Origin of the sequence: Variovorax sp. OK605, from assembly GCF_900115445.1 — a bacterium.
Taxonomy (GTDB): domain Bacteria; phylum Pseudomonadota; class Gammaproteobacteria; order Burkholderiales; family Burkholderiaceae_C; genus Variovorax.
Map to the genome: position 1 here is coordinate 161,656 of NZ_FOWL01000013.1, position 25,916 is coordinate 187,571.

Genomic DNA, 25,916 nt, shown 5'->3' on the forward strand with positions numbered 1-25,916 from the left:
CTGCCCGCGCGGGACCGACAGGCGCAAGACACAGAAGAACGGCACATTGCGGACGAACGTCGCTTTCTTGCGGAGGCCGACCGGCGCGCGAGAGCGCCAAGTGCACGACCCACGGAAGACCGAATCGCCGACGCAAGTTCGTGCCTTTGACTATCGCTGCGCCTGCAAGTGGGACATCGGACAGCTTGGAATAGCGTGCAGCAAACTGCCATTGCAAGTCAAAGTAAGCCTCCGAGGCGGCTGCGAATCATGTCGCAATGATTAGTTCGGCCAGAGGACGCGCAGCGACAGGTGGCACCGGCGGGGCATGCGCTTGGATCGGTCGCTAGGCGCAATGTCTGCGCCACTCGCCAGGGGACATCCCCTCTCGTCGACTGAACATGCGTGTCAAGTGACTCTGATCGCTGAAGCCACAGGCTCCGGCGACCTCCGACAATGCCATCGAACGCTGTCGTATCAGGCGCTTGGCCATGTCCAGACGTTGTTCCAAAACCCACTGGTAGGGGGTCAGGCCAACACTTTGCTTGAAGGCTTTGCCGAAATGGCTTCGCGACAGTCCGCATTCGTCTGCCACCGCTTCGATCGACACAATCTCGGCAAGATTTTCTCTAAGGAAATCTATCGCGCGCCGCAGTTGCCACGGCGCAAGCCCGCCTCCGGATGGCAGCCCCATCTGAATGCCGGCACGATTTCCGTAGCACGAAACCAGGTGCGCATGAAAGGCAAGGTTCAGGTGTTCCAAGAACAACGGCGCCAGTGTGTCAAACCCGGAAACAGCTGGGAGAAGCACGCTTGCGAGGTGCTGAGCCGTCTCGTCGATTCTGCTGCTAGAAGGTGCGCAATTCAGCCGGAGCCGCCCCCTCACGCCTGATCGATCAGCAATGTCGTCGAGGGCACGCTGATTGACGTGAAACTGAAGGCAGTCGAACGATTCTTGCATTCGCGCTTGCCAACGTCTGTCGAGATCGTAGATTGACAACGTTCCAGCGGCGTGACCGTCGTGACTGATGCGTTTTCCGTCCACCCACAAATCATGCACACGAAAAGAGGTCAACCGCAGAACTATCAAATAGGCTTCATGAGGTTCGTAGGGGGCGGTGTGCACGCCCGCCCTGTTGCGATCGCTGCGAACATGCGAAAGGCCTAGACCATTTCGCTCGAGAACGGCACTCGCCAGCGGCGCGGCGTCCCCGATACCCATATGCGCCGCAAAGTCCCATCCACCCCGTTCCTGAACCACGCTTTGCCTCATCTCGCTCCTGCTGTCAAACCCACTGACTGCCCTAAAAGGTCACATTATCTGTGGCAGTGTCCTGCGGCGCCGGGAAACACGCTTACCAGACATGCGAGTATTGCTCGTCGGTCCGAGTCAGCATTCGAGAGGTGAGATCGGAGCTCGCCTCCAACGCGTCAATCGCCGCGCTATTCGTGAGTGGAAGAGCGGCCGCCTGCGGTGGCCCAGGCTTCAGCACGGACGACTGCAGCCTGAGCGCGATGCAGAGCTCGATCAGTGCACCACATGGCCAGCGGCAGAACTCAGAGCCCCTTCAACCACAGGCCTGCCGACTTCGCCCACTCCCGCAGGTTCGTTCTGCCGCTGGTATTGCAAATGGTGCTCTATGAACGCTTCTAAATACTTCGACTTGTCGCACATGCCTGCAACGTTGGGCGTGCAACAACAGGGCATTCCTGAAGCTTTTCCTTCCAGCGCCGGGAGGTTGCCATGCTCAGCCGGCGCGCGCGACGCGCCGCAAGCGGTCAACGTCAACGCATGCGACATTGGAACGCTCCTATACGATCCGGTGTCGTCGCGCATGAGCGCCCCGTAAGACGAGCCCGGCGACGAGGTCGCCTCAACCGGCGCTGAGGTCATTCGTGTCGCCGCCTTGGCGCCGCGATGAACATTCGGCATCATCGCGCGATGAAAACCGACGATCTGACCGGGGAAGACCTGGATTTATGGACAATCCGGGCGATAAAGGCCAACGGAACTCCCAAGCTTGTCGAGCTTCTCAAGCGATGCGCTCGAGCCAAGGTCGCTGTACAGCCATCGACTGTTGCGGCTCAAGCCGAATATGTGATCACCCACGCGGGTCTTGAATGTCGCCAGATCGGTGAGCAATGGTGGGCCTATGCGTCGATGCTCGGCGGTACGGTTGAGGCATCGGGCCCGACTTTCGGGATCGCCGCAATGAGGGCATTTGTAAAGGCGACTATTGGTGACGCTGTTCCACCAGCGGGGCCCTGAGGCAAATCGGCCCTCCAAATCTGGGCTCCGCTCGAGCACGCGCTGGTCCGTGCGCACATTGCAGGGCGTTCATTCCCGACCGCTGTGGTCTTGCGCAGGTACCCCGTCAACGGCCGGTTGTCGCTGACAGTGGAGCGCTCCGCGAGCGACGTCGTGCGGATGGCCTCCGGCTCGTCAGTTCGATGCGCAAGCGAGGACGTGATGGAGCGGCGTACAGACACCCTAGACGCGATTTCGTCACCCGTTGCGCGCTGTTCCAACCGATGCCCAAGTCCTGAGGTCGATACAAAGAGCCGCTTGCGGCCATCTTGTCTTTAGATCGATTCATGGTTTCGGTTCGACGATGGGAAACATGGGCTCGAAGGTGTCAAGCATGGCCATGAGTTCAGCCAGCTTTGCGCGGTCGCCGGCGACCTTCATCTTGCCCGTGAGCATGGCCTCGGAAAAGCTCGTCTGCTTGAGCGTAACCGCGTCGAGCACGGCTCGGGTCAGCGTCAAGGTGGCGTCAGCGTCGGCCTGCTGGCCAGCGATGTGCGTGAGTGCCGAGTTTTCCAGCGTGAGCACGAACTGCTCGTTCGAGTCGGCGAAGTTCCAGTTGATGACGAGGTGCTTGCCTTCTGCCTTGACCGCGTCCAGGCGCACTGCCATGAAGTCGAAGAACAGATCGTTGCTCACGGCCTTGAGCGTGTCGCCGTTGGCGCTGCTGCCAACGGAAATTTTTGGCACGCCGCTACGCAGTTCCATTGCGCCCACGAGGTAGGCGCTGCGCCATGTGCCGGCCTCGGCCTGGTAGCCCAGCTGCTCGAGGGCGTCAGCGCCCAGCTCGCGCGCCGCACGGTTCGACGGCTCCGCTCGGACCACGTTATTCATCACGCTGGCCACCCATCGGTATTCGCCCTTGCCAAAGTCTTCTCGCGCGCGAGCGATCACCGCTTTGGCACCACCCATGTATTCGATGGTCTTCTTCGCCGATTGACCTTCCGGGAGCGGATTGAGGTTGGCCGGATTGGCGTCGTACCAGCCAAGGTATTTTTGGTACACCGCCTTGGCGTTGTGACTCAGCGTTCCGTAGTAGCCACGTGCGGACCATTCGTTTTCCAGGCTCGCAGGGAGACGCAAGGTTTCAGCGATCTCGTTCGCGGTGTACCCGCGGTTGAGCAAGCGCAGCGATTGGTCGTTGATGAACTTGTACATGTCGCGCTGTTTCTTCATCAGCGATATTACGCGTGCGCTGCCCGTGATGGGCCAATGGTGCTGCGCCATGAGGACGTCGGTGCGCTCGCCGTATGCCACGCGCGCCTCATCGATGTACTTAGACCACAGGTTGCCGTCGCGCACCTCAGCGCCGCGGAGGGTATAGAGGTTGTGCATGGTGTGAGTGATGTCTTCGGCCATGTCGAGTATGCGGAACTGCGGCAGGTAGATCAGCATCTCAGCCGGTGCCTCCGAGCCCGGCACAAGCCGAAACTCGAACTGAACGCCGTCGATGGTGCGTTGCTCAACAGGCTTGACGATGCTGGAGGTAGGGGCAATGAGCGACACCGTGCCGCGCGCCAACGCCTTGCCCAGCCCCGTGTCGACCTGCCCTCGCACGCCGGGCGGCAGGTAGGTGCCGAACTGGTACTGGGAGCGTCGGCTCATCGCATTTCCCGCAAGAATGTTCTCGGCCACGGCCGTTTCCATGAAGCCCGCGGGTGCGATGACCTGGACCTTGCCGGAGTTGACGGCCGCCTCGTCGATGACGCCGCGCACGCCGCCGAAATGGTCGACGTGGCCATGCGTGTAGATAACGGTGCCCACAGGCTTGTACGGGCGGTGCGCGTGGTACAGGGCAAGCGCCGCCCGCGCAGTTTCCCCCGAGAGCAGCGGATCAACGACGATGAGCGTGCTGTCACCCTCGATGATCGTCATGTTGGCAAGGTCAAAGCCACGCACCTGATACACACGGTCGCTGACCTGAAACAGGCCGTGGATGGCGTTGAGTTGCGCCTGCCGCCAAAGGCTGGGGTTGACGCTGTCGGCGGGCGTATCGCTCTTGAGGAACTCGTACGGCTGCATCGTCCAGGCGGGGCGCTTGCCGTCGGCGCTAGTCACGAGAGCATCGGGGACGGTGCCGATGAAGCCGCGCTGAGCGTCCTCGAAGTCCTGGCGGTCGGAGAAAGGAAGCGTCTTAGCGAGCGCGGCGTTGGCTTTCAGGGTGGCGGGCTGCGGTGGCAGGGAAGGGGCGGCAGCGGCGCTTGACGCGAGCGTGCAGGCGGCGGCAACGAACATGGCAAGAAGGGCGTGATCACGTCGCATGGTTCAAACTCCGGGAAAGCGGGGAAAGCCGGATTTTGTTTAGCGGCCGATTGAATGGCAAATGCAAAATAGGCTCCTCGAATTACCAACAAATGCAAAATGCAATTGCGTCAACTGCAGCAACTCGTTGCCCTAGCCGAGCAGGGTAGCTTCGGCCGCGCGGCCCAGGCCTCGCACCTGTCGCAACCCGCCTTTTCACGCAGCATCGACAGCCTTGAAGAGTCGTTGCAGGCACGGTTGGTCGACCGTGCCTACGGCAGCGTGCGCTTCACGCAGGCGGGCGAACTCGTGCTGGCGCGCGCGCGCGACTTGCTGGCCGGCGCGCAGGACATCCGCCGCGACGTGCGCGCGCTCGAAGGGTTGGACCTGGGCAACCTTGGTATCGGGGTCGGACCGTTCGCGGCCAGCATGATCGGGCGCGCCGCGCTGTCTTTGATCGCACAGCGCCATGCGCAGCTGTCGGTGCGCATGGAGGTGGCCGACACAGCGACGCTGTGCGAGCGACTCGATCGAAGGCAGATCGACCTGTTCATTGGCGACACGCGCGACTTGAAGAATCGCGCGAAACTGAATATTTCGCGGTTGCCAAACGTGCCCGTGTCCTTTTTCGTTCAGTCAAAGCATCCGCTGCGCCGCAAGAAGCGCGTGACGCTCGACGACGCGATGGCGTATCCCATCGCCGGACCCAACTTGCCGGACGCCGTCGCAACCCGTGTGCAGGCTCTCTCACGGAGCAACGAGCGCGCCGTTTTCAACCTCGTGTGCGACGACCCCGGTACGCTGCGGCACCTTGCACTGACCGCCGATGCGGTGATCCTCGCGCCCGACGCGCCCTCGCTCAACAGCGAGATCGCCTCGCTCAAGTCGCTGTCCATCGACGGTCTGCCACGCATGCTCACGCACTACGGCATCGTCACGCCGGCGGGCCGCACGTTGTCGGCCGCGGCGCGTGTCTATACCCGTCTGGTGACTGATCTGATGGAACGGGCGGGGACCTGATCGCGAGCGATCTGTCCCGCCGACCGGCGCGCATCGCGAAGCTGCACCTCGAACGCGGCGCACGACGCCGCCGCGAAATGGTCTGAAATGCTTCACGGCGTACACCTGGGCCGGTATGACGTCCTGCAAGTGCGCGTACGCATCGAATCATTCCGCTCGGAAGACTGGAATGCCGCTGTAAAAACGTCAGTGAAATCCATTGCCGTTCTTTACGGGTGAATAGCCTCGTCACCCTTCCCTGAGACGGCGAGTAGTGGCAGCGCCAGGCATTGCGCTGGGAGGTGGCCTGAGGAGGCGATGGCCATCGCCCAGGGCCTAACTTCGCTGCTGAAATCCACGCCCACTCATCTTGGGGCGAGGCAAACCAACGCACTGCCTACAACAGCTTTCCCTGCAATCCGGTGACGCATCGATACGCCTAGCCGCCCGCCTCCTGCGTGCAGCATTCGAGCAGGGGAGCGCACAACTGACGCCTAGCAGGTGTCGCGATGCGCTCATGCATGAACACCAAACAACCTGTTGCGACAGAAGAGCCAGCGACGGCCGAAGAAAAACGCAAGCCGAAGCCAGATGCCGAATCCGCGCTGTACATGCGATCGGTCGAGAAGGCGACGAAGGTCGCGGTCGCTTTCGACGGACCGCGACGCGATTTCGCTTTCCAACCTTTGTGGCCTCGCCGAGTTGGACCTCGGTGCCACTCAGCGCTTCACCTTCACGCTGGTCGCGTTGGGCCACCTCAAAAAACATCCGCAAACGCGCAGGCCGAGTTGTAGCCCCATCTTCTCGAATTCCGCATCACTACCTCGCATCCAACGGCGTCGCCAGCCGCGCCGCCCCGTCTTTCAGCAACCGGGCCAGATGAAGGAGGAGGTTTGCAACCTTACGTGCCTGACGAAATCGACATCTTCTTGCGCAGCGAATCATCAGCCGAAACGTTCTCGTCCCGGGCATCATCGTCTGCTCGCGCCTGCCAGCGTAATGCACGGGACTGGGCCTGTCCATGATGTACACCCTCTCCGAAGAGAGGTGGGGGCGGTACTTGACGCCAGCGACTTGGTGCAGCACACGCGACGACACTCACGAGCCGCAGCGCATTCAAGGGGCGGCTCACGGCGGCCGGGATCGACGGCGTCGTGCGCACCGAAGACGAGTACTCCGTGGGTGGCATTTAGACCGGCGCGTCAATCATCGATGCGCAAGGTCGTGTCGTTGGTCGCCGTCAATTTTGCGATGCCGCGTGCAAGGTGGAATACGGCCCATGACGCACAACGCAGCTCCGACCTGGTGCGTCGCACGGCCCTCGCTATTTCAGCGCATCACAAGCAGCCGTGGCACCCATGCGGGACCACATTGGTGGACGGGCCGAAGCGCGGGATCAACGAGCCAGGTTAGTGTGGGGCCATGTACACTGCCGCCGACCATGAGGTTCCAGCGGGGCCAGCAAGAAGGAATCTACGTTGAACCAGAGTACGAACCCTGTCCCTGAAGACACTGCCTCGGATGAACCTACCGCTTTGGTCATGGCTGGTGCCGCCAAGCCCTTCAATGAAGACCAGCGCCTCGCGGCCCTGCACCGCTACCAGGTGCTCGACACCGCCGCGGAGCAGGCATACGACGACGTCACGACGCTTGCGTCGGCCGTGTGCAAGACGCCGATCGCTCTCGTCTCGCTCGTCGACGAGGACCGCCAATGGTTCAAGTCGCGTGTCGGGCTGGGGGTCAGCGAGACGCCTCGCGAGCTCGCGTTTTGTGCCCACGCCATCTTGCAGCCGGACGAGGTGTTCGAGGTGCGGGATGCCCAACTGGACCCGCGTTTTGCCGGCAGCCCACTGGTGACAGGGGAGCCCGGCATCCGCTTCTATGCGGGTGCACCGTTGGTCACGGCGGACGGGCTTCCGATCGGCACCGTCTGCGTGATCGATCGCGAGCCGCGCGCCTTGGCGGCGCCCGAACGCAAGGCGCTGCAGTCGCTCGCCCGACAAGTCGTAGCGCAACTCGAACTGCGCCAAGCCATGGCCGGCTTGGAGCTCGAAAGCATGACCGATCCGCTGACGTCGCTGTGGAACCGCCGCAGTCTCGACCGGCGACTGCACGCGGCCTGGAATCTCCATGTCCACGAGGCTGCACCACTGAGCCTGTTGATGATCGACCTGGACCATTTCAAGCGCATCAACGACGCCCACGGTCATCCCACCGGCGATCGGGTGCTGGTGCAGGCCGCGGCCATCATCCGTGACCAGATCGGCCACGACGGCCTCGCCGCACGCTTCGGGGGGGAAGAGTTCTGCGTCGTGCTGCCAGGAATGGATGCCGGGACCGCCCAGCAACGCGCCGAGCAGTTGCGGCGCGCGCTCGAGGACGCGTCCTGGCCCGACGTCAAAGTGACTGCCAGTGTCGGTGTCGCGACCGCCGCGGCTGACGAAGATGGTTCTCCCAACGTCATGCTCACGCGCGCGGACCGCGCGCTGTATGTCGCCAAGCGGGACGGCCGCAACCGCGTACGCCACTTCGAGGGCTGGTTCTGATCAAGTCGGCGCCAGCCTGCGTGTGCGCCACGGCGCCCCAACGTGCTACCTTGACAGACGACGAAGCCGCCGACGCACAACTCCGGCAGACGCCGCACGTCCTGAAGGGCAGGCGGCAGCACCTTCGCGCATGTCTGCCCGAAAATGTGCCGCCCTTTCAACCGCAGCGGCATCCGGTGGGCTGAGGCGTGTGGCGCGGCTGCGAATAAGGATTGCGGCAAAGAGGCCGAAGCTCCGGGCTAGCTTCGGCTTTCGGCCGAGGCTGTGTGAAAACGCTTCGCCGTAGGCAGTCATCCAAATAAATCATGGCACCGTTCTCGGCGTGGTGCCCATGAAGCGAGTCATCGAAGGCGAAGACCGACACCAAGTTGTTTGCTGCCCGAGCGTCTTGATGACTATATCGGCGAAAACAACCCGGTGCGCATGGTCGACGTCTTCGTCGAGGAACTGGATCTTCAGGGGCCGGGCTTAAAGGTACGGGTCCAGCATTACTGGCCGTCCGGCGTATCACCCGGGGGTGCTGCTCAAGCTTTACATCTACGGCTATCTGAACCGCATCCGGTCCAGCCGTCGCCGGAACGCGAAGCCCAGCGCAACGTCGAATTGAAGTGGCTCACCGGCCGCCTGGCACCCGACTTCAAGACCATCGCAGACTTCCGCACAACAACCGCGCCGGAATCCGCAATGTCTGCAAACGCGGCGTCTTATTGTCCCGCGGATGAAAGGCCTAACGTGAGGCCACGGACACGAAGAAGCTGCAGGCCTTCGCCGACCACGGCTGCTTCAACTGCACCGAACTCAAGGCCTGCGAGGACGTGGACATCACCGCCTTCGTACCCAAGCCCATGACTCGAGCGCCAAGGCTGCGGGTCGCTTCGACAAGAGCGACTTCATCTGTATCGCGAAGGACGATGAGTACCAGTGCCCTGCGGGTGAGCGAGCCCTCTGCCAGTTCAGGACGCTGGAGAAAAATGGGCTCGATGCCCATCTCTACTGGACCAGCGCCTATCCCCACGTGCGCGATCAACGGCCACCGCACGACAGGCAACGACAGACCCATCCGCCCATGGAAAGATGAAGAGGTGCTCGAGCGTGTGCGGCAGCGCCCGGACAAGAAGGCAGAGGCCATGACCTTGTGACGGTGCACCGTGGAGCATGTCTTCGCGACGTTGAAGCATTGGATGGGGTCGACGCACTTCCGGCGAAGACGCTGGCGTATGTGGGGACCAAGATGAGCGTGCATGGGCGGGCATGCAACCAAATGCGAGTGATCGCCATCCTGAGCATGAGGAGAATAATGAAAGCGGCGCGGCTGGTGGGGCGTGAGCCTCTTTATGTCGCTTCGACGGCGCGCAGAGGACCGCCGGGCTCCAAATCCGTCCGATCCCGTCTACGATTGAAGGACGGCCTGCGAGACTGCCGGTGGCCCTGGCCTTGGCCTTGGCCTTGGCCTTGGCCTTGGCCTTGGCCATGCGAATGTTAGGCGCACTGGAGCGCCGGAGGTGCTTCCACACAGCCTCGGCCGATCGGCTGTTCTTCGCCTTCTGCCGAGCCCTGCCCAATTCGCTTGGCGCACCGCCTTGGGTCGTTGGTGTGTCGAAATGGCGGCGCGCCGGCCGGCGACGTAACCCCCACGAAAGTTCGTGGCGTTCCGCACAATCGCAGGCAGCCCGCTCAACCAGGGCCCGTCAGAGCTGCACGAATACGCTGACGCCGACGCAACGAAGTGCGAGCGTTCTAGGCATTATGGGTTTCGCGCGGGCTTTGCTCCAGCTGGAAGACGTCTACCAGTTGTAGAAGGCTGCTCGCCTGCTCCTGAAGCGAGGCCGCCGCGGCGGCCGCCTCTTCCACCAACGCAGCATTCTGTTGAGTGGTCTGGTCCATCTGCGTGATGGCCTGGTTGATTTGCTCGATCCCCGAGGTCTGCTCCTGGGTTGCGGATGTGATCTCACCCATGATATCGGTCACGCGAAGGACACTCGCGACGATCGCTTCCATTGTCTTGCCAGCTTCGGCCACTTTCTGGGCACCCGCTTCGACACTGCCCACGGAAGCCGCAATAAGTCCCTTCACTTCCTTCGCGGCTGTGGCGGAGCGCTGCGCGAGGTTGCGCACCTCCGCTGCGACAACCGCGAACCCTCGACCCTGCTCGCCTGCCCGCGCGGCTTCCACTGCCGCGTTCAACGCCAGGATATTCGTCTGGAATGCAATGCCGTCGATGACCCCGATGATGTCAACGATCTTGCGCGAGGCGGTGTTGATGGCTCCCATGGTATCCACGACCTGACTTACGACAGTGCCTCCGTGCACTGCCACCTCGGAAGCTGAGACTGCCAGCTGATTGGCTTGGCGGGCGTTGTCTGCGTTCTGCTTGACCGTCGAGGTCAGCTCCTCCATGGAGGCAGCAGTTTCCTGCAATGCACTCGCCTGCTGCTCGGTTCGCGATGACAGGTGCTGGTTGCCGGAAGCGATCTGGCTCGAGGCACTGGCGATCATTTCCGTGCCCTGGCGCACTTCCCCGACCACTTTCGACAGGCTGTCGTTCATCGACTTGAGCGCGGTGAGCAACTGACCTACCTCGTCCCGCGCGTGCGAGGCTATCTCGGTGCTGAGATCGCCGGAAGCGACCGTCTGAGCCAAGCTGACAGCGTCACGCAGCGGCGTCACGATGCCGGCGGTCAATCGCCAGGCAAACAGCGCCCCGATGAGCAGCGCGATGGCGGAGATCCCCACCACGACCTCGCGGCTGCTGCGGTAGATCTGTTGGATTTCCTCGGCTTTGGCGTCGATCTGGACGCGCTGGCTGTCGGCGATCTGCTGCACGGCTTTGCCATAAACCGTCAGCGCCGCTTGGTATTGGGTGTCAGCGAGCTTGCCGGCGCCTTCGGCGTCTCCACTGGCTTTCAGCTGGCTGATGGTTGCCAAATGTGCGAGCACCGTCTTGCGAGCCTCCACCACGGCAAGGAACAACCTCTTCTCCTCAGGCGCGGTGAGCAGCTTGCCCATTTCCTCCTGAACTGGATTGATCGAGGCCACCCCCTCTGTCAGGTTCTTCTTGAAATAGGCCTCATTGGCGCTGTCAGTGGCCTTGGCCATCCCGAAAGAGTGCACGATGCTAGGCCCGAGAAGGTTGGCCCACCGCATGGCCAGACGCTCCTTGACCAATGCCTCGTCAACCATCACCGATGCGGAATTCGCCACGGCGTTGAGCCGCAGAATCGCGACGCTGGACACCAGCATCAGGAGCAACAATATGGCGGCAAATCCCGCGCCGAGGCGAGTGCCGATTTTGAAATTTCGAAGGTTCATGGCCAATTTGCTATTCAGGTGAGGGAGTCCGATGCGGCTTTCGGGCGTCCACGCACCGCATCAACACCCAGGTTATCGGTCGTCGCGCCAAGACTTGAAGGCCGCGCGGTTCAAGTGCGATGGCAAATATCAGGTCTCGCACAGCCGGCGGCGCACTCGCCGGGTTCGCACAATCGGCCAAGTTCGGGCTCCAAGGCGAGGTGACTAGGCCGTCTACGAAGCGATTGCGTAGTCGCAACCGTTCCTGGGCACTGGCATCGCATGTCGCGGTGCTTTTGCGCATGCAACTTTCCACTTGCCGCGGCCTCTGGCAGTCTGCGCAGTGGCGCACGCCACAGCATTTCCTTGCGATGCCCGAAAAGCGTCGACCTGGTCCGGTGAATCTCATCAGTAAGCGAGCAGCCATCCCACCTTGACCTACTGATAGCTTTCCGAGCCGCAGGCTTCGGCAGTCCTCCACAACTAGGAACTCGCGGCATTTCCTAGGGCGTTGTTCGTCGCAATCGGCATGCTCACGGCCGCCGAAGCAATTTGCGCCTCCGATTCGCGAGAATGGCGGCTCTCATGCCTCATCTGATTCTCGAGAACGCTCTCGCCAAAAATTCACGCCAGCTCGTCGAAAAGGAATGCGCAAAGCGAGGACGCCCCAAGCAGGAATGGTTGCTGTGCTTCACGTACGTCTTCGCGCTGTTGCTCGTCAGTGGATGCACAACTGCAACTCCTGCTGCGCCAGTGGTCTTTCCGCAAGCATCCTGGGCGGTGGCACCTGACCCTCAACCGGGCAGCGCCTGCCGCCGTGAACTCGACGCCACCCGCAGCTATCTGCGCACGCTGGACACGACCGCTCTCATGGCGGTGCAGGATGGCCGCGTGCTGTTCAGCGAGGGGCCGGTACAGAGCGTCAGCATCGTGTTCTCCGTGCGCAAGAGCGTGCTTTCAATGATGTACGGCAAGTACGTGGCCGACGGCACTATCGACCTCGACCGCACGCTTGCCGACCTGGGCATCGACGACGTGGGCGGCTTGCTCCCCATCGAGCGGCAGGCCAGGCTGCGCGACCTGCTCGCCGCGCGGTCGGGCGTCTATCACGCGGCCGCCAACGGCGGAGACGACGCGGCAGCCGCGCCCCCACGAGGGTCGCACGTGCCCGGCAGCTATTTCCTCTACAACAACTGGGACTTCAACGCCGCGGGGACAGCCTTCGAGCGCCTCACTGGCCGGAGCATTTACCAGGCTTTCTCGGACGATCTGGCCACACCACTTCAGCTTGAGGACTTCGACCTGGCCAGCCACGCACGCAGCGGCGACACGCGGCGCTCGGAGCATCTGGCCTATCCCTTCTACCTGTCCACGCGCGACATGGCGCGGCTGGGGTACCTGATGCTGCTGCGGGGCAACTGGAAAGGCCAGCAGCTCGTGCCGGCCGACTGGGTCGAACGGATGACGCGGCAGACCACGCCCGCCGCAGAGATGCATCCACCGCACACAGCGCGGCGCGGATTCGGTTACGGGTACTTGTGGTGGCTGCTGGACGAGCCGCGGGACTCGCCATTGAGCGGTGCCTACATGGCCTGGGGTGTTCATGGTCAGTACATCCTCGTGGTGCCGAAACGGCAGATGGTGATAGCGCACAAGCGCCAAGTGCCGATCGCGGACAACTGGAACGTCAGCTGGGTCAGCCCGGTGGCGTTTCTGCGCGCAGCGCGAATGTTGGCCGCAGCACCCTGCCGCGTGGGAGCGAAATGAGTTCGCCGCGGCGTACCGGTCGTGGGCCCCTAAGCCGCCTTCAATCTGCGCCGCAAGTTGTGTGGAAGCAATTCGTCGATGCGCGACTGTTCAGATGCGTGGTCAGTCTGGTCAGCACGTCGTCAAGGTACGCGTGCGGGTCGTGACCGTTGATCTTTGCTGGCTGCACGAGACTCATGGCCATGGCGGCGCGCTGGCCGGCCGGCTCACTGCCTGCGGACAACCATGCTTTTCTTGCGAGCGCCCATGGCCGAATCAGATTCTCGCAATGGTTGTTGTCCACGTTCACCTCGCCTTCGAGCAGATTGCGCGTCAGCGCGCCCCCAAGCGTTCAAGCTGTAGTTCAGGCCTTGGCTGTGGCACTGCCGCCGTCCAAACGGGCAGGTTCCAGTTGCCGCCACGTGTGCAGCTCTTCCCACAGCGGCTGCGTGACGATGTTCCTGCGGGCCAAGCGTTGCTCGCTCGTCAGCGATCCCGACGCCTCGCCTGCAGAGCCTCAAGGGCTGTGACCGCTCAGAGCCGCAGCGAATATCCATCCCTGAAAAGCTTAGCCAAGCCCGCTTGGATCGTTTCTCGTCCTCTGCTGAATTCGGCAGCGCGTGTTTCATGGAACAGCGCTCTTTCGACGAATACGGCCGGGATGCACGCAAGAAGCCAAATTACGCCGAGATAGGCAGCATAGGTGAGCCCGGCGGGGGTCAGAAGAAAACCCAAGGCGTTCAACTCCAGTGGAGTTTCTTTCGCTCGTGCCCTGTGGAAGCGCTCCCGATCATCAGCAATCTTGGACCGTGCGTCTGTCATTTCGGCCGACAGATGCGCGAACTGCTCTTGGCTAATGCCAGACGCCTTGGCCGCGTCCACTCTTCGCTCAGCGCGCGCGAGTGCGACCTGGTCCACCTCTGGCACGGGGTAGGCTATGCGCTGCACACGTTGCGCCTGGACTTCGTGCGCCCGGCTTCTCACCGCGTCGCCAAGCAGGCTCAACCAGATCAGCATCGATGCCGCGAACGCCAGCATTGCGACGAACCAGACCCGATGCTTGGGACGAAGCAACTTGCTATCAACAGCAAACGCGGTGAGACCGTCTGCGTTCGGTTGGGTATCCCCCGTCTCAAGATTCGCCGCGATCAGAAATTTTCTCGTGTCGCTGTTGCGCTTCCCTCCCCACATGATCGAAATCCGGTTGCCGGGTCGTGCCGACAAGGATGGCCCGCACCAATCAACGAAGTGCTCCTTGCCAGCCGCGTCGCGCAAGAAAAAACGCTGATGTGTTGCGGCAGTCGACGTCATTCGGGGCGCTGCAATGCTGGCGCTGCGCACTCCCAAGGCGTCGCTGCGGCCTGTCTGCATCAGCGGTGTCTCCAAAGCACGATCCGCATGAAAGACCCTGCCGGTCACTTGGCAGGTCCATCCGGCGTTGCCGTTGGGCCCTACGTAATCTCGCATCAAAACTGACAAGCCGCTCACCTCGCAAACGATAGCGTTGCAGGGCCGGCACGCTTGGAAAGCGAGGCCGCAGCGCAGATTCCTCTTGACTGCTTATCGGCACTCTCCGAAGAAAATTGAATCCCTTCGCAAACCGCCCACGCAATCGGGACGAGCGGCCCGGCAGGCGCATTCTTCGAATCATTCTGTGCAACCGTCTGATCAGAAGCGCTCGAGTTTTTGCATACGGTCGCCCCGTATGACAAAACCCTGCGTCGAGCCAATCCTCCGAGGGCTTTAAGGGTTGCTCGCAGCAGTTCCAACTGCATGCCAGAGGAACGAAAGGTCCTTCGCGCCGAGGAGAACCGACGGCGACGTCAACAGGCCAACCCGGCCGCCTCAGACGCGAACTCCTCCATCCCTTGCACCTGGGTGCGCGAGTACGCTCCGACGGCCGACAGATAGATGGTCTTGAGAGGTAGCAGCTCCCTGGCCGGTTAATCGCGCGCCTCCTCGGTCTGACCCGCCTTGATCTGGCGCACCAACTGCGCTTCGCCCTTGCACTTTCACCCGCTTGGCGTCCTCGACCAGATCGCGTTTGCCTGGGACTCTCGTTGGATTGGGCCTGTTGGCGGGCGGGACCAAGCATCGGCCGCGTGACTGGGTGCACCCCGCGCCAGGCGCCCAGGCCCAGAGGCTCGGAATCGCCCAGATGCCGAAGGCGGCCGCACAAGGCCAGCAAGTACTCGGACGTGTAGCGCAGCGCTTCCCTGCGCCTCGGGTGCCCGCGCAGGCCGGGCGTATCAGCTTTGACTGATCACGCCACGGCGCCCGACGCTCCTCGCGCGGCTGCACCGCCGCGCAGCGTCAGGAGATGTGGCGCTGTGCGAGCGCGCCACTGTGCTTCGCCCGGTCGAGCATTTGCCTGAGCATCAGGCGGGCGATGACGCGGGGCGCCCAGCCGGCGTTCGCGGTCCCGGAGCCGAAGGCCATCGAGTTCACCGTGACCATGCCGTCAGCCGCGCGGCACGAGGCGGTGTAGGTCACCCCGTCGTACACCACCGAAATCTCTTCTCCCGCCGTCTGGGGCACCATCTCAGTCCTTTCACCGTTGGCGAAATGATAGGAGGATTCCAGGCGCTGCGCCGCTGCGGTGTCGCGGCGAGCTCCAGTTCAGCGTGACACAGCGCAAAGCCGGTGCCCGGGCTGTTTACGCCGCATGGCGGCCTGGTGCCACGAGGCATATGTGGAACACCGGCAAGCCATGGACGCGCACCGACATAAGGCAGCGCCTCGTCATGGCGTGGGCCACCCAGCCCTATGGCTGGCGCGATCGAGAAAGCGCTCGACAGCGCGCAATTGACGCTGAATAGTCTTCTGTGACCTCAAAAGTTCTGGCCTCCGCCGATGCGTACCCCGCCTTGGCAGGGAAACGATGATTGCCAGATGATCCCTTCATTGAAGCTCCCTGCGCCGGGGTCACCAATAGCGGCTTCGGCACGGCTGCTCGTGCATCAGAACATTCTCCGCAGCCGCGGCGTGGGTTTCGTCTCGCAGCCCGGCAACGCATTCAGCACGCTGTCAGCGCGCGAGAACATCCAGGTCGGCGGCGCATAAAAAAACGATAACGCTCGATCTGCTGCTTAGAAACCGGGCACATCGGCACTCCGACGCTTCCGTTGCACGCGGCGACATCGGCTGCTTCCCGCCGCGGACGGCTTAAAAGGGTAGATCCCAAGGGTGCGAACACATCCCGCCGCAAACGGGACGAAAAAAAACCGGCCGAGAAGGACCGGTTTTTTTCGGAGAAAGTTACCGTGCTCAGTAACGCCCACCGCCGAAGCCACCAGTGCCATAGCCAATGTCCGAGCGTTTGCTGGTGTTGTAGCCGGCCGCGCTGTAACCACCCGAGCCGCTGCCCTCCTCGCGTGCGCGGGCCAGGTTCACCACGATCGAGCGTCCATCGACAGACATTCCGTTCAAGCCGGCGATGGCGGCTTGAGCGACCTCGGCTGATGCCATTTCCACGAAGCCAAAACCCTTGGAACGACCGGTCTCGCGGTCCATCATGACCTTGGCCGAAGAGACGCCGCCAAATTCGGCAAAGTTGCTTTCCAGGCTGGAATCGGTCACGGAATAGGGCAGGTTGCCCACGTAGATCTTTTTGCTCATGAAAGAGCCTTTCTGAATGAAGTCGCAACGAATGCCGTGCGGTTGGAAAAGAGATTGCGGATCGGAGGCTCGCACCGATTGGCAAGGATTGGGATCTGGCTGTAGCGGTCTTCAGCGCGCAGGGAGGGTAGGCATGCTCGTCTGCAGCCAGCCTTGGGTGACTGCGAAGAGCCGCGCGGCTTCGCGCGAGGCAAAGGCCTTATCGAAATGGAATACGCGGCAGTGGCTGTCGCTATCCCGGGAACGATGGACAGAGAAAGAGGCGCGAAAACGACCACAGTCGGTCTGGTGTGTCGCGGGCAAAACGACGTATTTGCCCATGGAAATGGCGGTATTGGGAATCTAATTCATTCAGGATCGCTGGGTTGTGGCAACCCGCGCTGAGCATCTGGAACTCGATCGGCTGCAGCTCTACAGACCAACCGGCGACAAAGGTCGCGAACGCGGCCTTCAATAGAGGCATTCCACCCCTACGCAGGCATCTTGGCAATTGACTACCTAACGCCAAAACCGCGACAAGCTTAATATATCACAAAATCGCATTTAAGAAACGGTTGTTATTTCAATTTTGACTAACTAGGGCGCTGCCGCCACGACACCCGCGGCTACGCGGGTCTGTCCGGCGGACTCCCCGAGACCTCTCGCAAATGGCTTAGCTCGACTTTGTCGAGCGCGCTGCCAATCCCGCACCCATCTTAGAAATGGCCACCTTCCGGCCCGCGGTTTCGCGCTGCCTCTAGGACGGGCCTGACAAGGCGAGTGCGCTGCAAGTCGCGTTTCCTGGGCGAGGGCCAATCCGCACCTGCTGGTCGCAGACGTAACTTCCGTTGAAGCCTCCGGCGGCCGACGCCTCGGCACTGTCGAATCGAAGCGCAAATGACCTACGTGCGCGCCGCGGAGCAGCCACCAGCTTTGCACTTTCAACCCCCACCTCAGCGACGTCGCCATCCATGCCAGTCAGGTCCGCGAAGGATCTTCCCGTGCAAAATTTTCCGACGCCTACAACGCCGAGAAGCGGAGGACGCGCCCGCTGCCGAAGCTCGCGCGCGCGGCCAGCGACCCCGAACTTCAGCAGGCCTTCGTAAAACATCTGCAGGAAACGCGGCCCCCACTGGAGCGCTTGGAGCGGTTGCCAAAGTGCGGGTCAAGCCCAAGCGCATCAAGTGCAACGGCATCGAGAGCCTGGTCGGAGAGATGATGTCGCTGATCGGCCAGATCGAGAAGGGGCCGGTGCCAAATGCCGCGCTCAACGGCGTTGCGCAGACAGTCGAGGACCACCAAATCGCCGGCTACCCGTCGCCATGCCTAGTGGCGCAGGGCCGGGCTTTGCCGATGTCGTGCCGCTGCCCGAGGTCCGTCTCGCGCAGGAGGAGACCGCCGACCGACGGTCGGACCTGCTCGCCCAAGCCACGCAGGTCGAAGAAGCGGCAGCCTGAGAGGGCTGCAAAGAAAGGGCGGGCTCGCATGACCGACTACCGCCAAGGCGATGGCTACGAGTTCAGCATCTGGCTACTCGACCACTGGCGGCTGTTAGTGCACGTGACCCGCGCCACACTGGAATTCCTGGCCGGCGGCGAGCTGATCGACCAACTCTCGACGCTCGCCGCCTTCACGGGCCTCTTGCGCGAGCGCGCCTTGCTCGTGCATGCGAACACGGGCGCCGCGCGCGTAGTGTTCGAGCCGCCCGACGTGGCCGGCCTCACTGGCACCGAGATGCGGGGGCCTTCGCTTCTGCACTGATTGCACAGACGCGCAATCGAATCGAGGGCGGAGCCTCGGGATCGAGGCGCTCGACCTTCATTCCGCACGCTGCAGTGCGTTCACTTTTTTTCGGCGGTGGCGACCAGTTGTCGCGCGTGCTGCAGGTGCCCCTGGACGATCGGCAGCATTTTGCTGGCCAGCGCCTTCAGGTCCGCGTCCTTTGCATCGGCCTGCGTCTTCTTCAGCAGCGTCTCGGTGGCTTCATGGTCGCCCACGCCCGCCTGCTTCACATAGCGACTGTTGAACATCTCGCCCGAGAGCGCCTCGAATTCGAGCGCTACTGCCTTGTGCTTGACGTCCGGCCCGTCGGGCAACTCGGTTCCCTTGGCTGATGCGAGCGTCTTCACGTCGGCGAGGCCCTTGGTGTGCTCGTCGACCATCATCTGGGCAAACTTCTTGATCTCGGCGTTGGAGCTCTTCGCGAGCGCGAGCTTGCCCGTCTCGACCTCGGCCATGTTGGCTTGGGCGATGTCCTTGAGCATCGAGGCGTCGGTGGCCGCGAGCTTGTCGGCGGCCCAGGCGGACGAGACGGACAGCAACGAAAAACTGACTGCACATGTTGCTGCGAAATGGCGGGAAGACAAGGTCATGGATGCGCTCCACGGAGTTGATCGAAGGCGCAGGCTCGCACGGTCGCCATCGCGTTCGCTGTAGGAAAAAGATCAAAACCATGTGCCAGGAATTCTCCCGCGCGGCACTTTGCAGTATTCGCGTTCATCGGTCGCAATCGGGCGCTTGTCCGACGGCGGTGGCACCGCAATTGCGTAGGTTGATCCGCGTGTTCAACGGCGCACATTCAGGAGGTCACCATGCCCAAGATCAGCAGCGGCGGCGGCGTAAGCAACCCAGGAAACCAGCAGCCCCTGGCCACGAGCGCGACGAAGCGGCTCCGCAGCCCTCGTCTGACGCATCCAAACCGCAGCAACAACAGCAGCAGCAGGTCCAAGGCGAGGCCCCGGCATCCAGGGAGGACCGCATACACCGCGCCGCCTACGACGCCTACGACGCCTACGTGCGCCGCGGCGAGCCCGGCGACGAGGTGCAGGACTGGCTCGATGCCGAATCGCAGGTCGACGGCCGCAAGGGCTGAGCCTAGTCCTTTCGCTCGATGAATACGGTGGTGGGCGCTCGGCGCCGCGCGTGTCATCCACCCTGCACGTCCGCTGTAAGTGCTTTTCAATGCCGGCAACACTTGCCGCAAAACTGGCGCCCACGCTTGGCCGCGCCGTCGCTGTCTCGGCGTCGCGTGGATACCGCACCGGAACACGGCACACAAACCACGTGCGGGAGCTTCGCGACCTGTTCCGCCGTTCCTCTCGCCATGAATTCGCCTTCGCACACGTCTCTTCGCGCCCTCACCCCGACTCGATCGCTGCACGCACGATGCACGCGATGCACTCGCCGCCATGTCCGACGCCACCGAGGTGCTCGAACGTCACGACTCGCCGCCCGCGGTGCTGCACAAGGCCGGCGCGGGGTCGCGCGACAGGCGCGCAAGCTCGCCGATCGCATCGAAGAACTGACGATCCACGCACGGCACAGCACCATCGGAGACGAGCGCGCGTGGTCTCGGACGACGTGCGCCTGCTGGCACGGCTCGGGGGCAGCTCTCGCATGCGGGCTACCGGATCGGTTTCGCGGTGATACCGTGACCGGCTACGAAGTGCTGATGCGCGAGCAGCCGGATTTTGCGGTGGTCGATCGGCGCCCCTCGGCCGACGAAGCCCGCTCGCTGGCCCGGCTGGCACGCGACGCCAATTCCGATGGGCGGCTGATCGCCATCGAGGATACGGTGGCAGCGCGGGGCCTGCCCGGCACCAGCAGCGCCGCGGGTTTCGACGCTGTGCTGACGCGCTCCTTCGAGCTAAAAGTCTTGCGCGCGGCGATTCCCGTCGACTGACGCGGCGCAACACCACCCGCCCTGCCGACGGCGTCAAGGGCCGAGCGCGCCGCTTTCCGCCTCGGCCGCGCCCAGGCTCTTGGCGCGTGCCTCGCGGGCTTCCTCGGGCGCGAACTCGTGCGCACGGCTGAGTTCGTGAGCGGCGCGGCCGCGGAGCCGCGCAATCTCGCGCCGTCGCTCGGCGTCCATGCCGGCAGAGCCGCGCCGCGGGCGCAAGGGTGCATCGTGATCGATCGACGTCATGGGTTCCTTCGGTGTCCGCGAATGCCTCGCGGTGCTGGCGCGGGCCGGAATGGCTCGCCATCGCGTGCGGGGCAACCGGGGTGCCAGGCCGCGGCCGAAGACGAGCAGTTCGATCAGCGCGGCCTGTCCGGTAGCAGCGCGCGGTGCATCGCCGAGGCCGCAATGGCGGCGCCACCGAGCGCCACCACTATCTGGTCCGCTCCGGCGCCCAAGTCGGCCGCGAACTGCCAATGCGCCGCCGCGCCGAGCGCGCAGTAGCGTAGAGCGGGTTACACCTCGCCGGCCGCCCGCATGCGTCACGGCACCCGGGTGCGCTCGCGGCGGAGGGCCTCGATGGGCGCATCGCTGCAGCGGATACCGAGAGGCGGCTGCTGCGCCTGCGCGCCGAAGGCCACGAAGAGCTTTATGTCGGCGCTGAAGTGGAGCAGGTACAGTGCCTCGCCGACGCCCCCTCGCCGTCCGCATTTACACCGATGGGCTTGGCCGACGACCTAGGAGGCATCGCACACACCGGGCGTAGCGCAGCGTGCCGGTGTGCAGCGCCTGGCCCATATGCGGCATAGCCAGGGGAACATCGGTCACACCCGTGGCGAGCAGCATCAGAAGGCCTCGAGCGCGCGCGCCTCGCATGCACAGCAAAAACCCCTTCTTCGCCGCGCCGCTCGACGGCTTCCACAAAGCCGTCGATCCGGCCCCGGGGATGGCGGCCCGATCCTTCCCGCAGCATGTCGCGCAACGCGACGCCCGACACGCCGTCGCCGCGCCGGGACGGTTGTGCGACTGCGCAATGCGCGCCACACCGCTCTGCCCGGCATCGAGCAGCGCCGCGGAGCGCGGGAACCGCGCGAGGTAAACGGCGGCCGGCGGGCCCCGCCTCCGACGGCGAGGCATCGTACATGGGGTTGGAGCGCGGGTGTGTGTTCAGAGGTCCGGCGGAAGCTGCACCTCGTCCGGATGCGCCTGTTCGTAGCGCCCCTGGCATGCGATGCAGCGTGCGGCGGCGGGCAACGCGTCCAGCCGCGCGCGGGCCGCATCGATCTCGCGCAACTCACCTATGTCGCGCTCGGCCGCCGCACAGCGCAAGCCTTTGTGCAGCCGCTCGTCGGCGAGGTCTACTGGGTCGCTGGCCGCAGCGTGCGCATGTTCGGTGCCTCCGGGGTTGCGCGCATCGGGCAGTTCAGGGGCGGCAGTGCGCAGGTCGGCCGTAAGCACGGCCTCGCACGCATCGAGCGCGACGCGGCATCGCTCGCGGTCGTTGTCCGTGAAGGAAGTCATGGGCAGTTTCCCTTTCTTTCTCTCTCTCTCTCTCTGTTCTTCGCATGAAGCGCTGGCGTTATGCGTCAGAACGGTGTTGCGCGTCGCACTGCGCGTGGTAGTGGGCGATGCGGCCTAGCGCATAGTCCGCGCTGGCCTCGCGGATCTGGTTGCGCTCTCCATCGAACACGCGCGTCTCGGTGAACTCGTGCAGGCCGCGCGCGTCGCGGAACACCCAGGCGTAACACTGAGTGCCCGGCGCGATCTCGGGATCTGAATCGTCAGCCACGCCGGTGTTGGCGACGGCCACGCCCGCGTCGCTGTGGCGCAATGCCCCGCGTGCCATCTCCAGTGCCACCGGCTCGCTTGTGAGGTTGTGGCGCTCCAGCACCTCGGCGGGCACGCCCAAGCAGCGCCGCTTCGCTTTCGGGTCGTAAACGACGAACGCACACTCCAGCACCTCGCCCGCGCCAGGCGCGGCGGCCAGGCGCGAGGCGATGAGGCCGGCGGTGCACGACTCGGCCGTGACCACCATGAGCGCGCGCCGCTTCAGGTATTCGACAGTCTTCCGATGGCCGGGCGCAGGGTCATTGCCAGCCTCGTTTGGGATCTCGTTCGCGGTCATGTGTTCCAACCTAGGGACGCGCCGCGGCGCGCCATGTCGGACGAGGACTGATCCTGCGAGGAGTCGCCGCGCATGCGGTGCCCGGCATGCCGCTTGCCGCGAAATGCATCGGGGTGGCTCGCATGTGCACTGCACGGTGCGGCTCTCTTGCTTTAACGCTTCCCGACATTTTTTCAACCAACCATCGACCCAGGAGCTATCTCATGTTCTCTCACAACAAGCGACTTCAATACACCGTGCGCGTGAGCGAGACCAACTCCGGCTTCGCCAACCTGTGTTCGACGAGCCGCAGGATGTGCCGCTTCACGCTCGCTTGGTTCATGCGCAGCGTAAGCCCCTTGTTGAGCGCGTTGCCGATCGGCACCGCATTGAAGGTCGGCCCGTATACGCCCACGATCGACACGCGGCCGCCCTTGCGGACCGAGTTGATGCACCAGTGCAACACGATCGCCGCACCGCCCTGCAGCTTGAGCTTCATGCCCAGTAGTCCGTGTGCGAAGAGCCCGCGGCCTCGCAGCCCACGCAATTGATGCACACGTCGGCACCGAGGCCGTCGGTCATCCTCTTGACGTGGATGGCCATGTCGCCGACCTGCTTGAGATCGACCACCTCGCATTGCGCGTAGCGGCGCACGAAGTCGAGCCGATACTCGACGTGGTCACCACGATCACACGGCCCGCGCCCACCAGCCACGCCGACTTGGCTGCAAAGATGCCGATCGGCCCCGCGCCGAAGATCACGACGGTGTCGCCCTCCTCGGTGTCGCCCATCTCCGCGGCGTGGTAGCCGGTGGGCAGCGCATCGGTCAAGCGCACCGCATCGTCGACGGTCATGTCGGACCGGATCACCGTGGGCCCGACGTCGGCCATAAGCACGCGCACGTATTCGACCTGTCCGCCGTTGTAGCCGCCGGTGGTGTGCAAGTAGCCGTTATGCCGCCCACTGCGATGGCCTCGGGGTTGGTGTCGTGGCAGTTGCTGTAAAGCTCTTTCTGGCAGAAGTAGCAATTGCCGCAGAAAATGTTGAACGGCACCAGCACATGGTCGCCGGGCTTCAGGTGCTGTGCGGCGGAGCCGACCGCCTCGACCACCCGGTGAACTCGTGACCGAAGGTAGTGCCCACGCGCGTGTCGGGCACGATGGCGTCGCCAGGATGCTCGATCTCAGGCTCGGCCTTGTGTGCGGCGCGCACGCGGTAGGCCCTCGGTAATTCATAGCGAGCCTTGTGGTGGTCGCGCGCCGCGGCGAGCTGCTGCGCCGCCTGGCCGACGACATCAGCGCACAGGGCGGCCGTACGATCACCGCCGAAGCCGACGTGGCCGTGCGTGCGAAGCTGGACTGCGAGGCGCTGCTCGCAGTGGGCCACTACGGGCGCATCGACACTGGGTGAATGATGCGGCGTTTCCATCTACCCGCCGGCTCGCGAGGTGAGCGAGGCCGACAACCGCCCCCTGTTCGATATCAGCTCCTGGAAGCGTGGTGAACGGATGCCTCTGCGCGCTGCCCTACCTCAAGCTGGCGGACGGCACGCTGGTGAACGGGGGCAGCGGAGTGTTGCACCCAGCGGTTTCGCTGCAGGGCATGCACTCGGCCTCCGAACATGGGGAAGGGCTTCATTGATGTGGTGCCGCGGCGGGAGCGACGTGAGGGTGGGCGGCATGGCGGTGATGAACACGATGCTTTCCAAGGTGCTGCCCTCGGTGGCCGACCGCCAGTAAAGCAAAAGAGCGCAAGCGCGATCCCGAAGGCGCGCTTAATCGCGCCGACAATTCAGGCCGCGCCCACGGCAACTCGCCGCAGTGGCCTGCCGAAAAACGTGCAAAAGGAATTGCCGCATGTCTCACCGATACCTTGCCAAGCTGGCCGCGTGCCGGCTGCCCATGTTCGTGACTGCGCCCACCAAGCTGCGTCGCCTGCGACGCTTGGCCGGCGCGGGCCATGTCGAGGCGCGTTTCTATCCGCCGAACTACGACGGCGACCAGTTCGGCGAAGTGCGGGCATTGACCCTCGCCGGGCGCAACGTGCTCGCCGCACGCGCATCGTCGCGCAATGGCAGCGCAGCACGGTAGGGACAGGACGAGAACAACCGCCAGAGTCGACCCTGGCACGCGCACCTGCCCTTCTGCAGGATGTTCGCGAAGGCCCTTGCGCAGCGCCCGACGCATGGGGCATCGGGGCGGCGCTCACGCTTGGCGGCATGAGCAACTTCGACTTTATCCATGGACCGCCTATTCGTCCAGTTCTCAAACAAGATCGCGCACGTTGCGAGAAGCCCCCTCACCTTCTTGGTGTGCAGTGCCGTGGTCATCGCATGGGTGGTGGCAGGGCCGTTCTTCGGCTTCTCAGACACTTGGCAGCTCATCATCAACACCGCCCACCACCGTCGTCACTTTGCTGATGGTGCTCCTGATCCATAACACACAGAACCGCGACGGCGTGGCGCTGCAGACGAAGCTGGACGAACTGAAAACTCACCGACGAAGAACCGACCGCATTGCACGAACGCTGCGAGGCCGCCGCCAAGCGGAGAGACGCCACGCTGGAGCGAACTCAGGCCGAGCGTTGCCGGCGTAAACATGCCAAGGGCATCGCAGCCTCCCGTTGACTCGACTTGACCTGCCAGTTCGCCCGCGCAAATCAGCCATGGCATCGAAGCATGACAACTCGGGCACTGGCATAGCGACGGGGACATCGGCCGCCGCCTCATGTGGACGCTGCTGGCAGTGTTGCGGCGGGCGCTGTTCTTCTACGGCATCCGGGATCCCGCGAAGGGACCCGGCAATTTGCCGCCCGGCGGCGACCCCTCGCCGATACAGGAGAACGGCCTGCCGCCCCCCTTGCGAGTGAGCGGATCGCTCGTCGCCGGCTCCTCGCCACGAGGGACGCCGCCAAGCCGAAGGCTCGATTGAAATGGCTGCTCTGGCCGAAAGACCACCGCCGTCGCATATCGTCCAGGGCGCTCGATCGGCCGTCGCTCAGGCCACCTGGACGTCAATCCTCCTCGGCTTGGCGTGTTCCGTCTTGGGAAGCCGCAGCGTCAGCACGCCTTGGTCCAACTCGGCTGTGACCTTCTCGGTGTCCAACTCCTTGCTGAGCGTGAAAACGCGCCGGAACCGGCCGAGTGCCACTTCGGTATGGCTGATCTTCAAGCCTTCGGCGACCTTCAGGGCCGATTCTGCGTCAATGGTCAGCGTCGAGGCTTCCACATGCAGGTTCAGTCCTTCGCGGCTCACGCCGGGCAGGTCCGCGTACAAGGTGATGCCATTGATGTCCTCGATCACGTCCACTGGCGGCGTGAGCGCGGATGCCTCGTAGCGGGCGTTGTCGGAAACGCCAGAGTCCTGGCGAGCCGAGCGGCCGGTTGCTTGAATGTCGCTGTTCATGATCTATCCTTCCTTGTGTTTCGACGTTT

At 63.6% G+C, this 25,916-nt stretch carries 28 protein-coding genes and 3 pseudogenes; 14 read left to right on the plus strand and 17 right to left on the minus strand.

What is annotated here, in order from left to right:
• Window positions 1-325: 325 nt before the first annotated feature.
• Window positions 326-1,252: an AraC family transcriptional regulator gene (locus tag BM013_RS29340; protein ID WP_093131643.1), complete on the minus strand. Its 927-nt coding sequence runs from the start codon at window positions 1,250-1,252 to the stop codon at window positions 326-328.
• A gap of 669 nt (window positions 1,253-1,921) precedes the next feature.
• Between BM013_RS29340 and BM013_RS29345 the strand changes: the two genes are divergently transcribed.
• Window positions 1,922-2,248: a DUF2591 family protein gene (locus BM013_RS29345; protein WP_177225609.1), complete on the plus strand. Its 327-nt coding sequence runs from the start codon at window positions 1,922-1,924 to the stop codon at window positions 2,246-2,248.
• 324 nt (window positions 2,249-2,572) lie between these two features.
• Here BM013_RS29345 and BM013_RS29350 read toward each other — a convergent pair whose 3' ends face one another.
• Complete coding sequence (locus BM013_RS29350) at window positions 2,573-4,546, minus strand: alkyl/aryl-sulfatase (RefSeq protein WP_093131647.1); 1,974 nt, start codon at window positions 4,544-4,546, stop codon at window positions 2,573-2,575.
• Window positions 4,547-4,645: 99 nt separating this feature from the next.
• On the opposite strand from BM013_RS29350, the gene BM013_RS29355 reads away from it, so the two are divergent.
• The 3 genes and pseudogenes from BM013_RS29355 to BM013_RS42250 all read left to right on the plus strand — a co-directional run.
• Window positions 4,646-5,545 carry a LysR family transcriptional regulator gene (locus tag BM013_RS29355; protein WP_093131649.1) on the plus strand — a complete coding sequence of 300 codons (900 nt, stop codon included), beginning with the start codon at window positions 4,646-4,648 and terminating at the stop codon, window positions 5,543-5,545.
• 1,520 nt (window positions 5,546-7,065) lie between these two features.
• Window positions 7,066-8,070 (plus strand): GGDEF domain-containing protein, encoded by a 1,005-nt coding sequence (locus BM013_RS29360; protein ID WP_256221760.1) that lies wholly within the window; start codon window positions 7,066-7,068, stop codon window positions 8,068-8,070.
• Between the two features lie 331 nt (window positions 8,071-8,401).
• Window positions 8,402-8,780 (plus strand): annotated as a pseudogene (locus BM013_RS42250) (transposase); the annotation flags it as partial.
• Window positions 8,781-8,797: 17 nt separating this feature from the next.
• Here BM013_RS42250 and BM013_RS42255 read toward each other — a convergent pair.
• On the minus strand, window positions 8,798-9,058 hold the full coding sequence (locus BM013_RS42255) for a hypothetical protein (RefSeq protein WP_371281135.1): 261 nt from the start codon (window positions 9,056-9,058) through the stop codon (window positions 8,798-8,800).
• A 749-nt stretch (window positions 9,059-9,807) separates the two neighbouring features.
• Window positions 9,808-11,379, minus strand: coding sequence for a methyl-accepting chemotaxis protein (locus BM013_RS29370; RefSeq protein WP_093131653.1), 1,572 nt, complete (start codon window positions 11,377-11,379; stop codon window positions 9,808-9,810).
• Window positions 11,380-11,943: 564 nt separating this feature from the next.
• Here BM013_RS29370 and BM013_RS29375 point away from each other — a divergent pair.
• Entirely contained in the window at window positions 11,944-13,125 is a 1,182-nt protein-coding gene (locus BM013_RS29375; RefSeq protein ID WP_093131702.1) for a serine hydrolase domain-containing protein, read from the plus strand.
• A 40-nt stretch (window positions 13,126-13,165) separates the two neighbouring features.
• On the opposite strand, the gene BM013_RS29380 is transcribed toward BM013_RS29375, so the two are convergent.
• From BM013_RS29380 to BM013_RS42260, 5 genes are all read right to left on the minus strand, one after another.
• Window positions 13,166-13,408 (minus strand): transposase domain-containing protein, encoded by a 243-nt coding sequence (locus tag BM013_RS29380; RefSeq protein WP_143098399.1) that lies wholly within the window; start codon window positions 13,406-13,408, stop codon window positions 13,166-13,168.
• Window positions 13,409-13,638: 230 nt separating this feature from the next.
• Window positions 13,639-14,475, minus strand: a complete 837-nt coding sequence (locus BM013_RS29385) for a hypothetical protein (protein WP_143098400.1) — start codon at window positions 14,473-14,475, stop codon at window positions 13,639-13,641.
• A gap of 942 nt (window positions 14,476-15,417) precedes the next feature.
• Complete coding sequence (locus tag BM013_RS29390) at window positions 15,418-15,645, minus strand: hypothetical protein (RefSeq protein WP_093131656.1); 228 nt, start codon at window positions 15,643-15,645, stop codon at window positions 15,418-15,420.
• 726 nt (window positions 15,646-16,371) lie between these two features.
• On the minus strand, window positions 16,372-16,722 hold the full coding sequence (locus BM013_RS29395) for an RNA recognition motif domain-containing protein (protein WP_093131657.1): 351 nt from the start codon (window positions 16,720-16,722) through the stop codon (window positions 16,372-16,374).
• A 111-nt stretch (window positions 16,723-16,833) separates the two neighbouring features.
• The gene (locus tag BM013_RS42260; protein WP_093131658.1) at window positions 16,834-17,043 is read right to left on the minus strand and encodes a hypothetical protein; all 210 of its coding nucleotides are present in this window, start codon (window positions 17,041-17,043) and stop codon (window positions 16,834-16,836) included.
• 709 nt (window positions 17,044-17,752) lie between these two features.
• Between BM013_RS42260 and BM013_RS42265 the strand changes: the two are divergent.
• The 3 genes and pseudogenes from BM013_RS42265 to BM013_RS41945 form a co-directional block, all read left to right on the plus strand.
• A pseudogene (locus BM013_RS42265) lies at window positions 17,753-17,976 on the plus strand (ferritin-like domain-containing protein); the annotation flags it as partial.
• Window positions 17,977-18,023: 47 nt separating this feature from the next.
• A complete protein-coding gene (locus tag BM013_RS41940) occupies window positions 18,024-18,158 on the plus strand; it encodes a hypothetical protein (protein WP_256221761.1) in 135 nt (44 codons plus the stop codon).
• 28 nt (window positions 18,159-18,186) lie between these two features.
• Window positions 18,187-18,462, plus strand: a complete 276-nt coding sequence (locus tag BM013_RS41945; RefSeq protein WP_256221762.1) for a hypothetical protein — start codon at window positions 18,187-18,189, stop codon at window positions 18,460-18,462.
• 80 nt (window positions 18,463-18,542) lie between these two features.
• Here BM013_RS41945 and BM013_RS29415 read toward each other — a convergent pair whose 3' ends face one another.
• Window positions 18,543-19,073: a DUF4142 domain-containing protein gene (locus BM013_RS29415; protein WP_093131662.1), complete on the minus strand. Its 531-nt coding sequence runs from the start codon at window positions 19,071-19,073 to the stop codon at window positions 18,543-18,545.
• 2 nt (window positions 19,074-19,075) lie between these two features.
• On the opposite strand from BM013_RS29415, the gene BM013_RS29420 reads away from it, so the two are divergent.
• Together BM013_RS29420 and BM013_RS29425 are read left to right on the plus strand one after the other, a co-directional pair.
• Complete coding sequence (locus BM013_RS29420) at window positions 19,076-19,573, plus strand: DUF2934 domain-containing protein (protein ID WP_177225610.1); 498 nt, start codon at window positions 19,076-19,078, stop codon at window positions 19,571-19,573.
• Window positions 19,574-20,131: 558 nt separating this feature from the next.
• On the plus strand, window positions 20,132-20,383 hold the full coding sequence (locus tag BM013_RS29425) for a hypothetical protein (protein WP_093131664.1): 252 nt from the start codon (window positions 20,132-20,134) through the stop codon (window positions 20,381-20,383).
• Between the two features lie 33 nt (window positions 20,384-20,416).
• Here BM013_RS29425 and BM013_RS29430 read toward each other — a convergent pair whose 3' ends face one another.
• The 6 genes from BM013_RS29430 to BM013_RS41960 form a co-directional block, all read right to left on the minus strand.
• Window positions 20,417-20,626 (minus strand): hypothetical protein, encoded by a 210-nt coding sequence (locus BM013_RS29430; protein ID WP_093131666.1) that lies wholly within the window; start codon window positions 20,624-20,626, stop codon window positions 20,417-20,419.
• Window positions 20,627-21,547: 921 nt separating this feature from the next.
• On the minus strand, window positions 21,548-21,901 hold the full coding sequence (locus BM013_RS29435) for a hypothetical protein (RefSeq protein WP_093131668.1): 354 nt from the start codon (window positions 21,899-21,901) through the stop codon (window positions 21,548-21,550).
• Window positions 21,902-21,959: 58 nt separating this feature from the next.
• On the minus strand, window positions 21,960-22,505 hold the full coding sequence (locus BM013_RS29440; protein ID WP_093131670.1) for a CinA family protein: 546 nt from the start codon (window positions 22,503-22,505) through the stop codon (window positions 21,960-21,962).
• A gap of 226 nt (window positions 22,506-22,731) precedes the next feature.
• Complete coding sequence (locus BM013_RS41950) at window positions 22,732-22,983, minus strand: hypothetical protein (protein WP_256221768.1); 252 nt, start codon at window positions 22,981-22,983, stop codon at window positions 22,732-22,734.
• Window positions 22,984-23,062: 79 nt separating this feature from the next.
• Entirely contained in the window at window positions 23,063-23,428 is a 366-nt protein-coding gene (locus BM013_RS41955) for an MDR/zinc-dependent alcohol dehydrogenase-like family protein (RefSeq protein WP_256221769.1), read from the minus strand.
• A complete protein-coding gene (locus BM013_RS41960) occupies window positions 23,350-23,595 on the minus strand; it encodes an alcohol dehydrogenase catalytic domain-containing protein (RefSeq protein WP_371281142.1) in 246 nt (81 codons plus the stop codon). Before BM013_RS41960 ends, BM013_RS41955 begins: the two co-directional genes overlap by 79 nt.
• A 137-nt stretch (window positions 23,596-23,732) precedes the next feature.
• On the opposite strand from BM013_RS41960, the gene BM013_RS41395 reads away from it, so the two are divergent.
• The 4 genes and pseudogenes from BM013_RS41395 to BM013_RS29460 all read left to right on the plus strand — a co-directional run bounded on the left by BM013_RS41395 (window position 23,733) and on the right by BM013_RS29460 (window position 25,413).
• Window positions 23,733-23,894: a hypothetical protein gene (locus BM013_RS41395; protein ID WP_177225595.1), complete on the plus strand. Its 162-nt coding sequence runs from the start codon at window positions 23,733-23,735 to the stop codon at window positions 23,892-23,894.
• Between the two features lie 445 nt (window positions 23,895-24,339).
• A complete protein-coding gene (locus BM013_RS29450; protein ID WP_093131672.1) occupies window positions 24,340-24,573 on the plus strand; it encodes a hypothetical protein in 234 nt (77 codons plus the stop codon).
• 150 nt (window positions 24,574-24,723) lie between these two features.
• A pseudogene (locus tag BM013_RS29455) lies at window positions 24,724-25,109 on the plus strand (low affinity iron permease family protein).
• A gap of 100 nt (window positions 25,110-25,209) precedes the next feature.
• Window positions 25,210-25,413 (plus strand): hypothetical protein, encoded by a 204-nt coding sequence (locus tag BM013_RS29460; RefSeq protein WP_093131674.1) that lies wholly within the window; start codon window positions 25,210-25,212, stop codon window positions 25,411-25,413.
• A gap of 66 nt (window positions 25,414-25,479) precedes the next feature.
• On the opposite strand, the gene BM013_RS29465 is transcribed toward BM013_RS29460, so the two are convergent.
• A complete protein-coding gene (locus tag BM013_RS29465; protein ID WP_093131676.1) occupies window positions 25,480-25,887 on the minus strand; it encodes an Hsp20/alpha crystallin family protein in 408 nt (135 codons plus the stop codon).
• Window positions 25,888-25,916 lie beyond the last annotated feature (29 nt).

Excerpts from the sequence above, each read along its gene's own strand:
- BM013_RS29340 (WP_093131643.1), bottom strand. The coding sequence starts at position 1,252 with ATGAGGCAAAGCGTGGTTCAGGAACGGGGTGGATGGGACTTTGCGGCG.
- BM013_RS29345 (WP_177225609.1), top strand. The coding sequence starts at position 1,922 with ATGAAAACCGACGATCTGACCGGGGAAGACCTGGATTTATGGACAATC.
- BM013_RS29350 (WP_093131647.1), bottom strand. The coding sequence starts at position 4,546 with ATGCGACGTGATCACGCCCTTCTTGCCATGTTCGTTGCCGCCGCCTGC.
- BM013_RS29355 (WP_093131649.1), top strand. The coding sequence starts at position 4,646 with ATGCAATTGCGTCAACTGCAGCAACTCGTTGCCCTAGCCGAGCAGGGT.
- BM013_RS29360 (WP_256221760.1), top strand. The coding sequence starts at position 7,066 with ATGGCTGGTGCCGCCAAGCCCTTCAATGAAGACCAGCGCCTCGCGGCC.
- BM013_RS42255 (WP_371281135.1), bottom strand. The coding sequence starts at position 9,058 with ATGGGCATCGAGCCCATTTTTCTCCAGCGTCCTGAACTGGCAGAGGGC.
- BM013_RS29370 (WP_093131653.1), bottom strand. The coding sequence starts at position 11,379 with ATGAACCTTCGAAATTTCAAAATCGGCACTCGCCTCGGCGCGGGATTT.
- BM013_RS29375 (WP_093131702.1), top strand. The coding sequence starts at position 11,944 with ATGCCTCATCTGATTCTCGAGAACGCTCTCGCCAAAAATTCACGCCAG.
- BM013_RS29385 (WP_143098400.1), bottom strand. The coding sequence starts at position 14,475 with ATGCAGACAGGCCGCAGCGACGCCTTGGGAGTGCGCAGCGCCAGCATT.
- BM013_RS29390 (WP_093131656.1), bottom strand. The coding sequence starts at position 15,645 with ATGGTGCCCCAGACGGCGGGAGAAGAGATTTCGGTGGTGTACGACGGG.
- BM013_RS29395 (WP_093131657.1), bottom strand. The coding sequence starts at position 16,722 with ATGAGCAAAAAGATCTACGTGGGCAACCTGCCCTATTCCGTGACCGAT.
- BM013_RS42260 (WP_093131658.1), bottom strand. The coding sequence starts at position 17,043 with ATGGGCAAATACGTCGTTTTGCCCGCGACACACCAGACCGACTGTGGT.
- BM013_RS41940 (WP_256221761.1), top strand. The coding sequence starts at position 18,024 with ATGCCTAGTGGCGCAGGGCCGGGCTTTGCCGATGTCGTGCCGCTGCCC.
- BM013_RS41945 (WP_256221762.1), top strand. The coding sequence starts at position 18,187 with ATGACCGACTACCGCCAAGGCGATGGCTACGAGTTCAGCATCTGGCTA.
- BM013_RS29415 (WP_093131662.1), bottom strand. The coding sequence starts at position 19,073 with ATGACCTTGTCTTCCCGCCATTTCGCAGCAACATGTGCAGTCAGTTTT.
- BM013_RS29420 (WP_177225610.1), top strand. The coding sequence starts at position 19,076 with ATGCGCTCCACGGAGTTGATCGAAGGCGCAGGCTCGCACGGTCGCCAT.
- BM013_RS29430 (WP_093131666.1), bottom strand. The coding sequence starts at position 20,626 with ATGACGTCGATCGATCACGATGCACCCTTGCGCCCGCGGCGCGGCTCT.
- BM013_RS29435 (WP_093131668.1), bottom strand. The coding sequence starts at position 21,901 with ATGACTTCCTTCACGGACAACGACCGCGAGCGATGCCGCGTCGCGCTC.
- BM013_RS29440 (WP_093131670.1), bottom strand. The coding sequence starts at position 22,505 with ATGACCGCGAACGAGATCCCAAACGAGGCTGGCAATGACCCTGCGCCC.
- BM013_RS41950 (WP_256221768.1), bottom strand. The coding sequence starts at position 22,983 with ATGAAGCTCAAGCTGCAGGGCGGTGCGGCGATCGTGTTGCACTGGTGC.
- BM013_RS29450 (WP_093131672.1), top strand. The coding sequence starts at position 24,340 with ATGTCTCACCGATACCTTGCCAAGCTGGCCGCGTGCCGGCTGCCCATG.
- BM013_RS29460 (WP_093131674.1), top strand. The coding sequence starts at position 25,210 with ATGTGGACGCTGCTGGCAGTGTTGCGGCGGGCGCTGTTCTTCTACGGC.
- BM013_RS29465 (WP_093131676.1), bottom strand. The coding sequence starts at position 25,887 with ATGAACAGCGACATTCAAGCAACCGGCCGCTCGGCTCGCCAGGACTCT.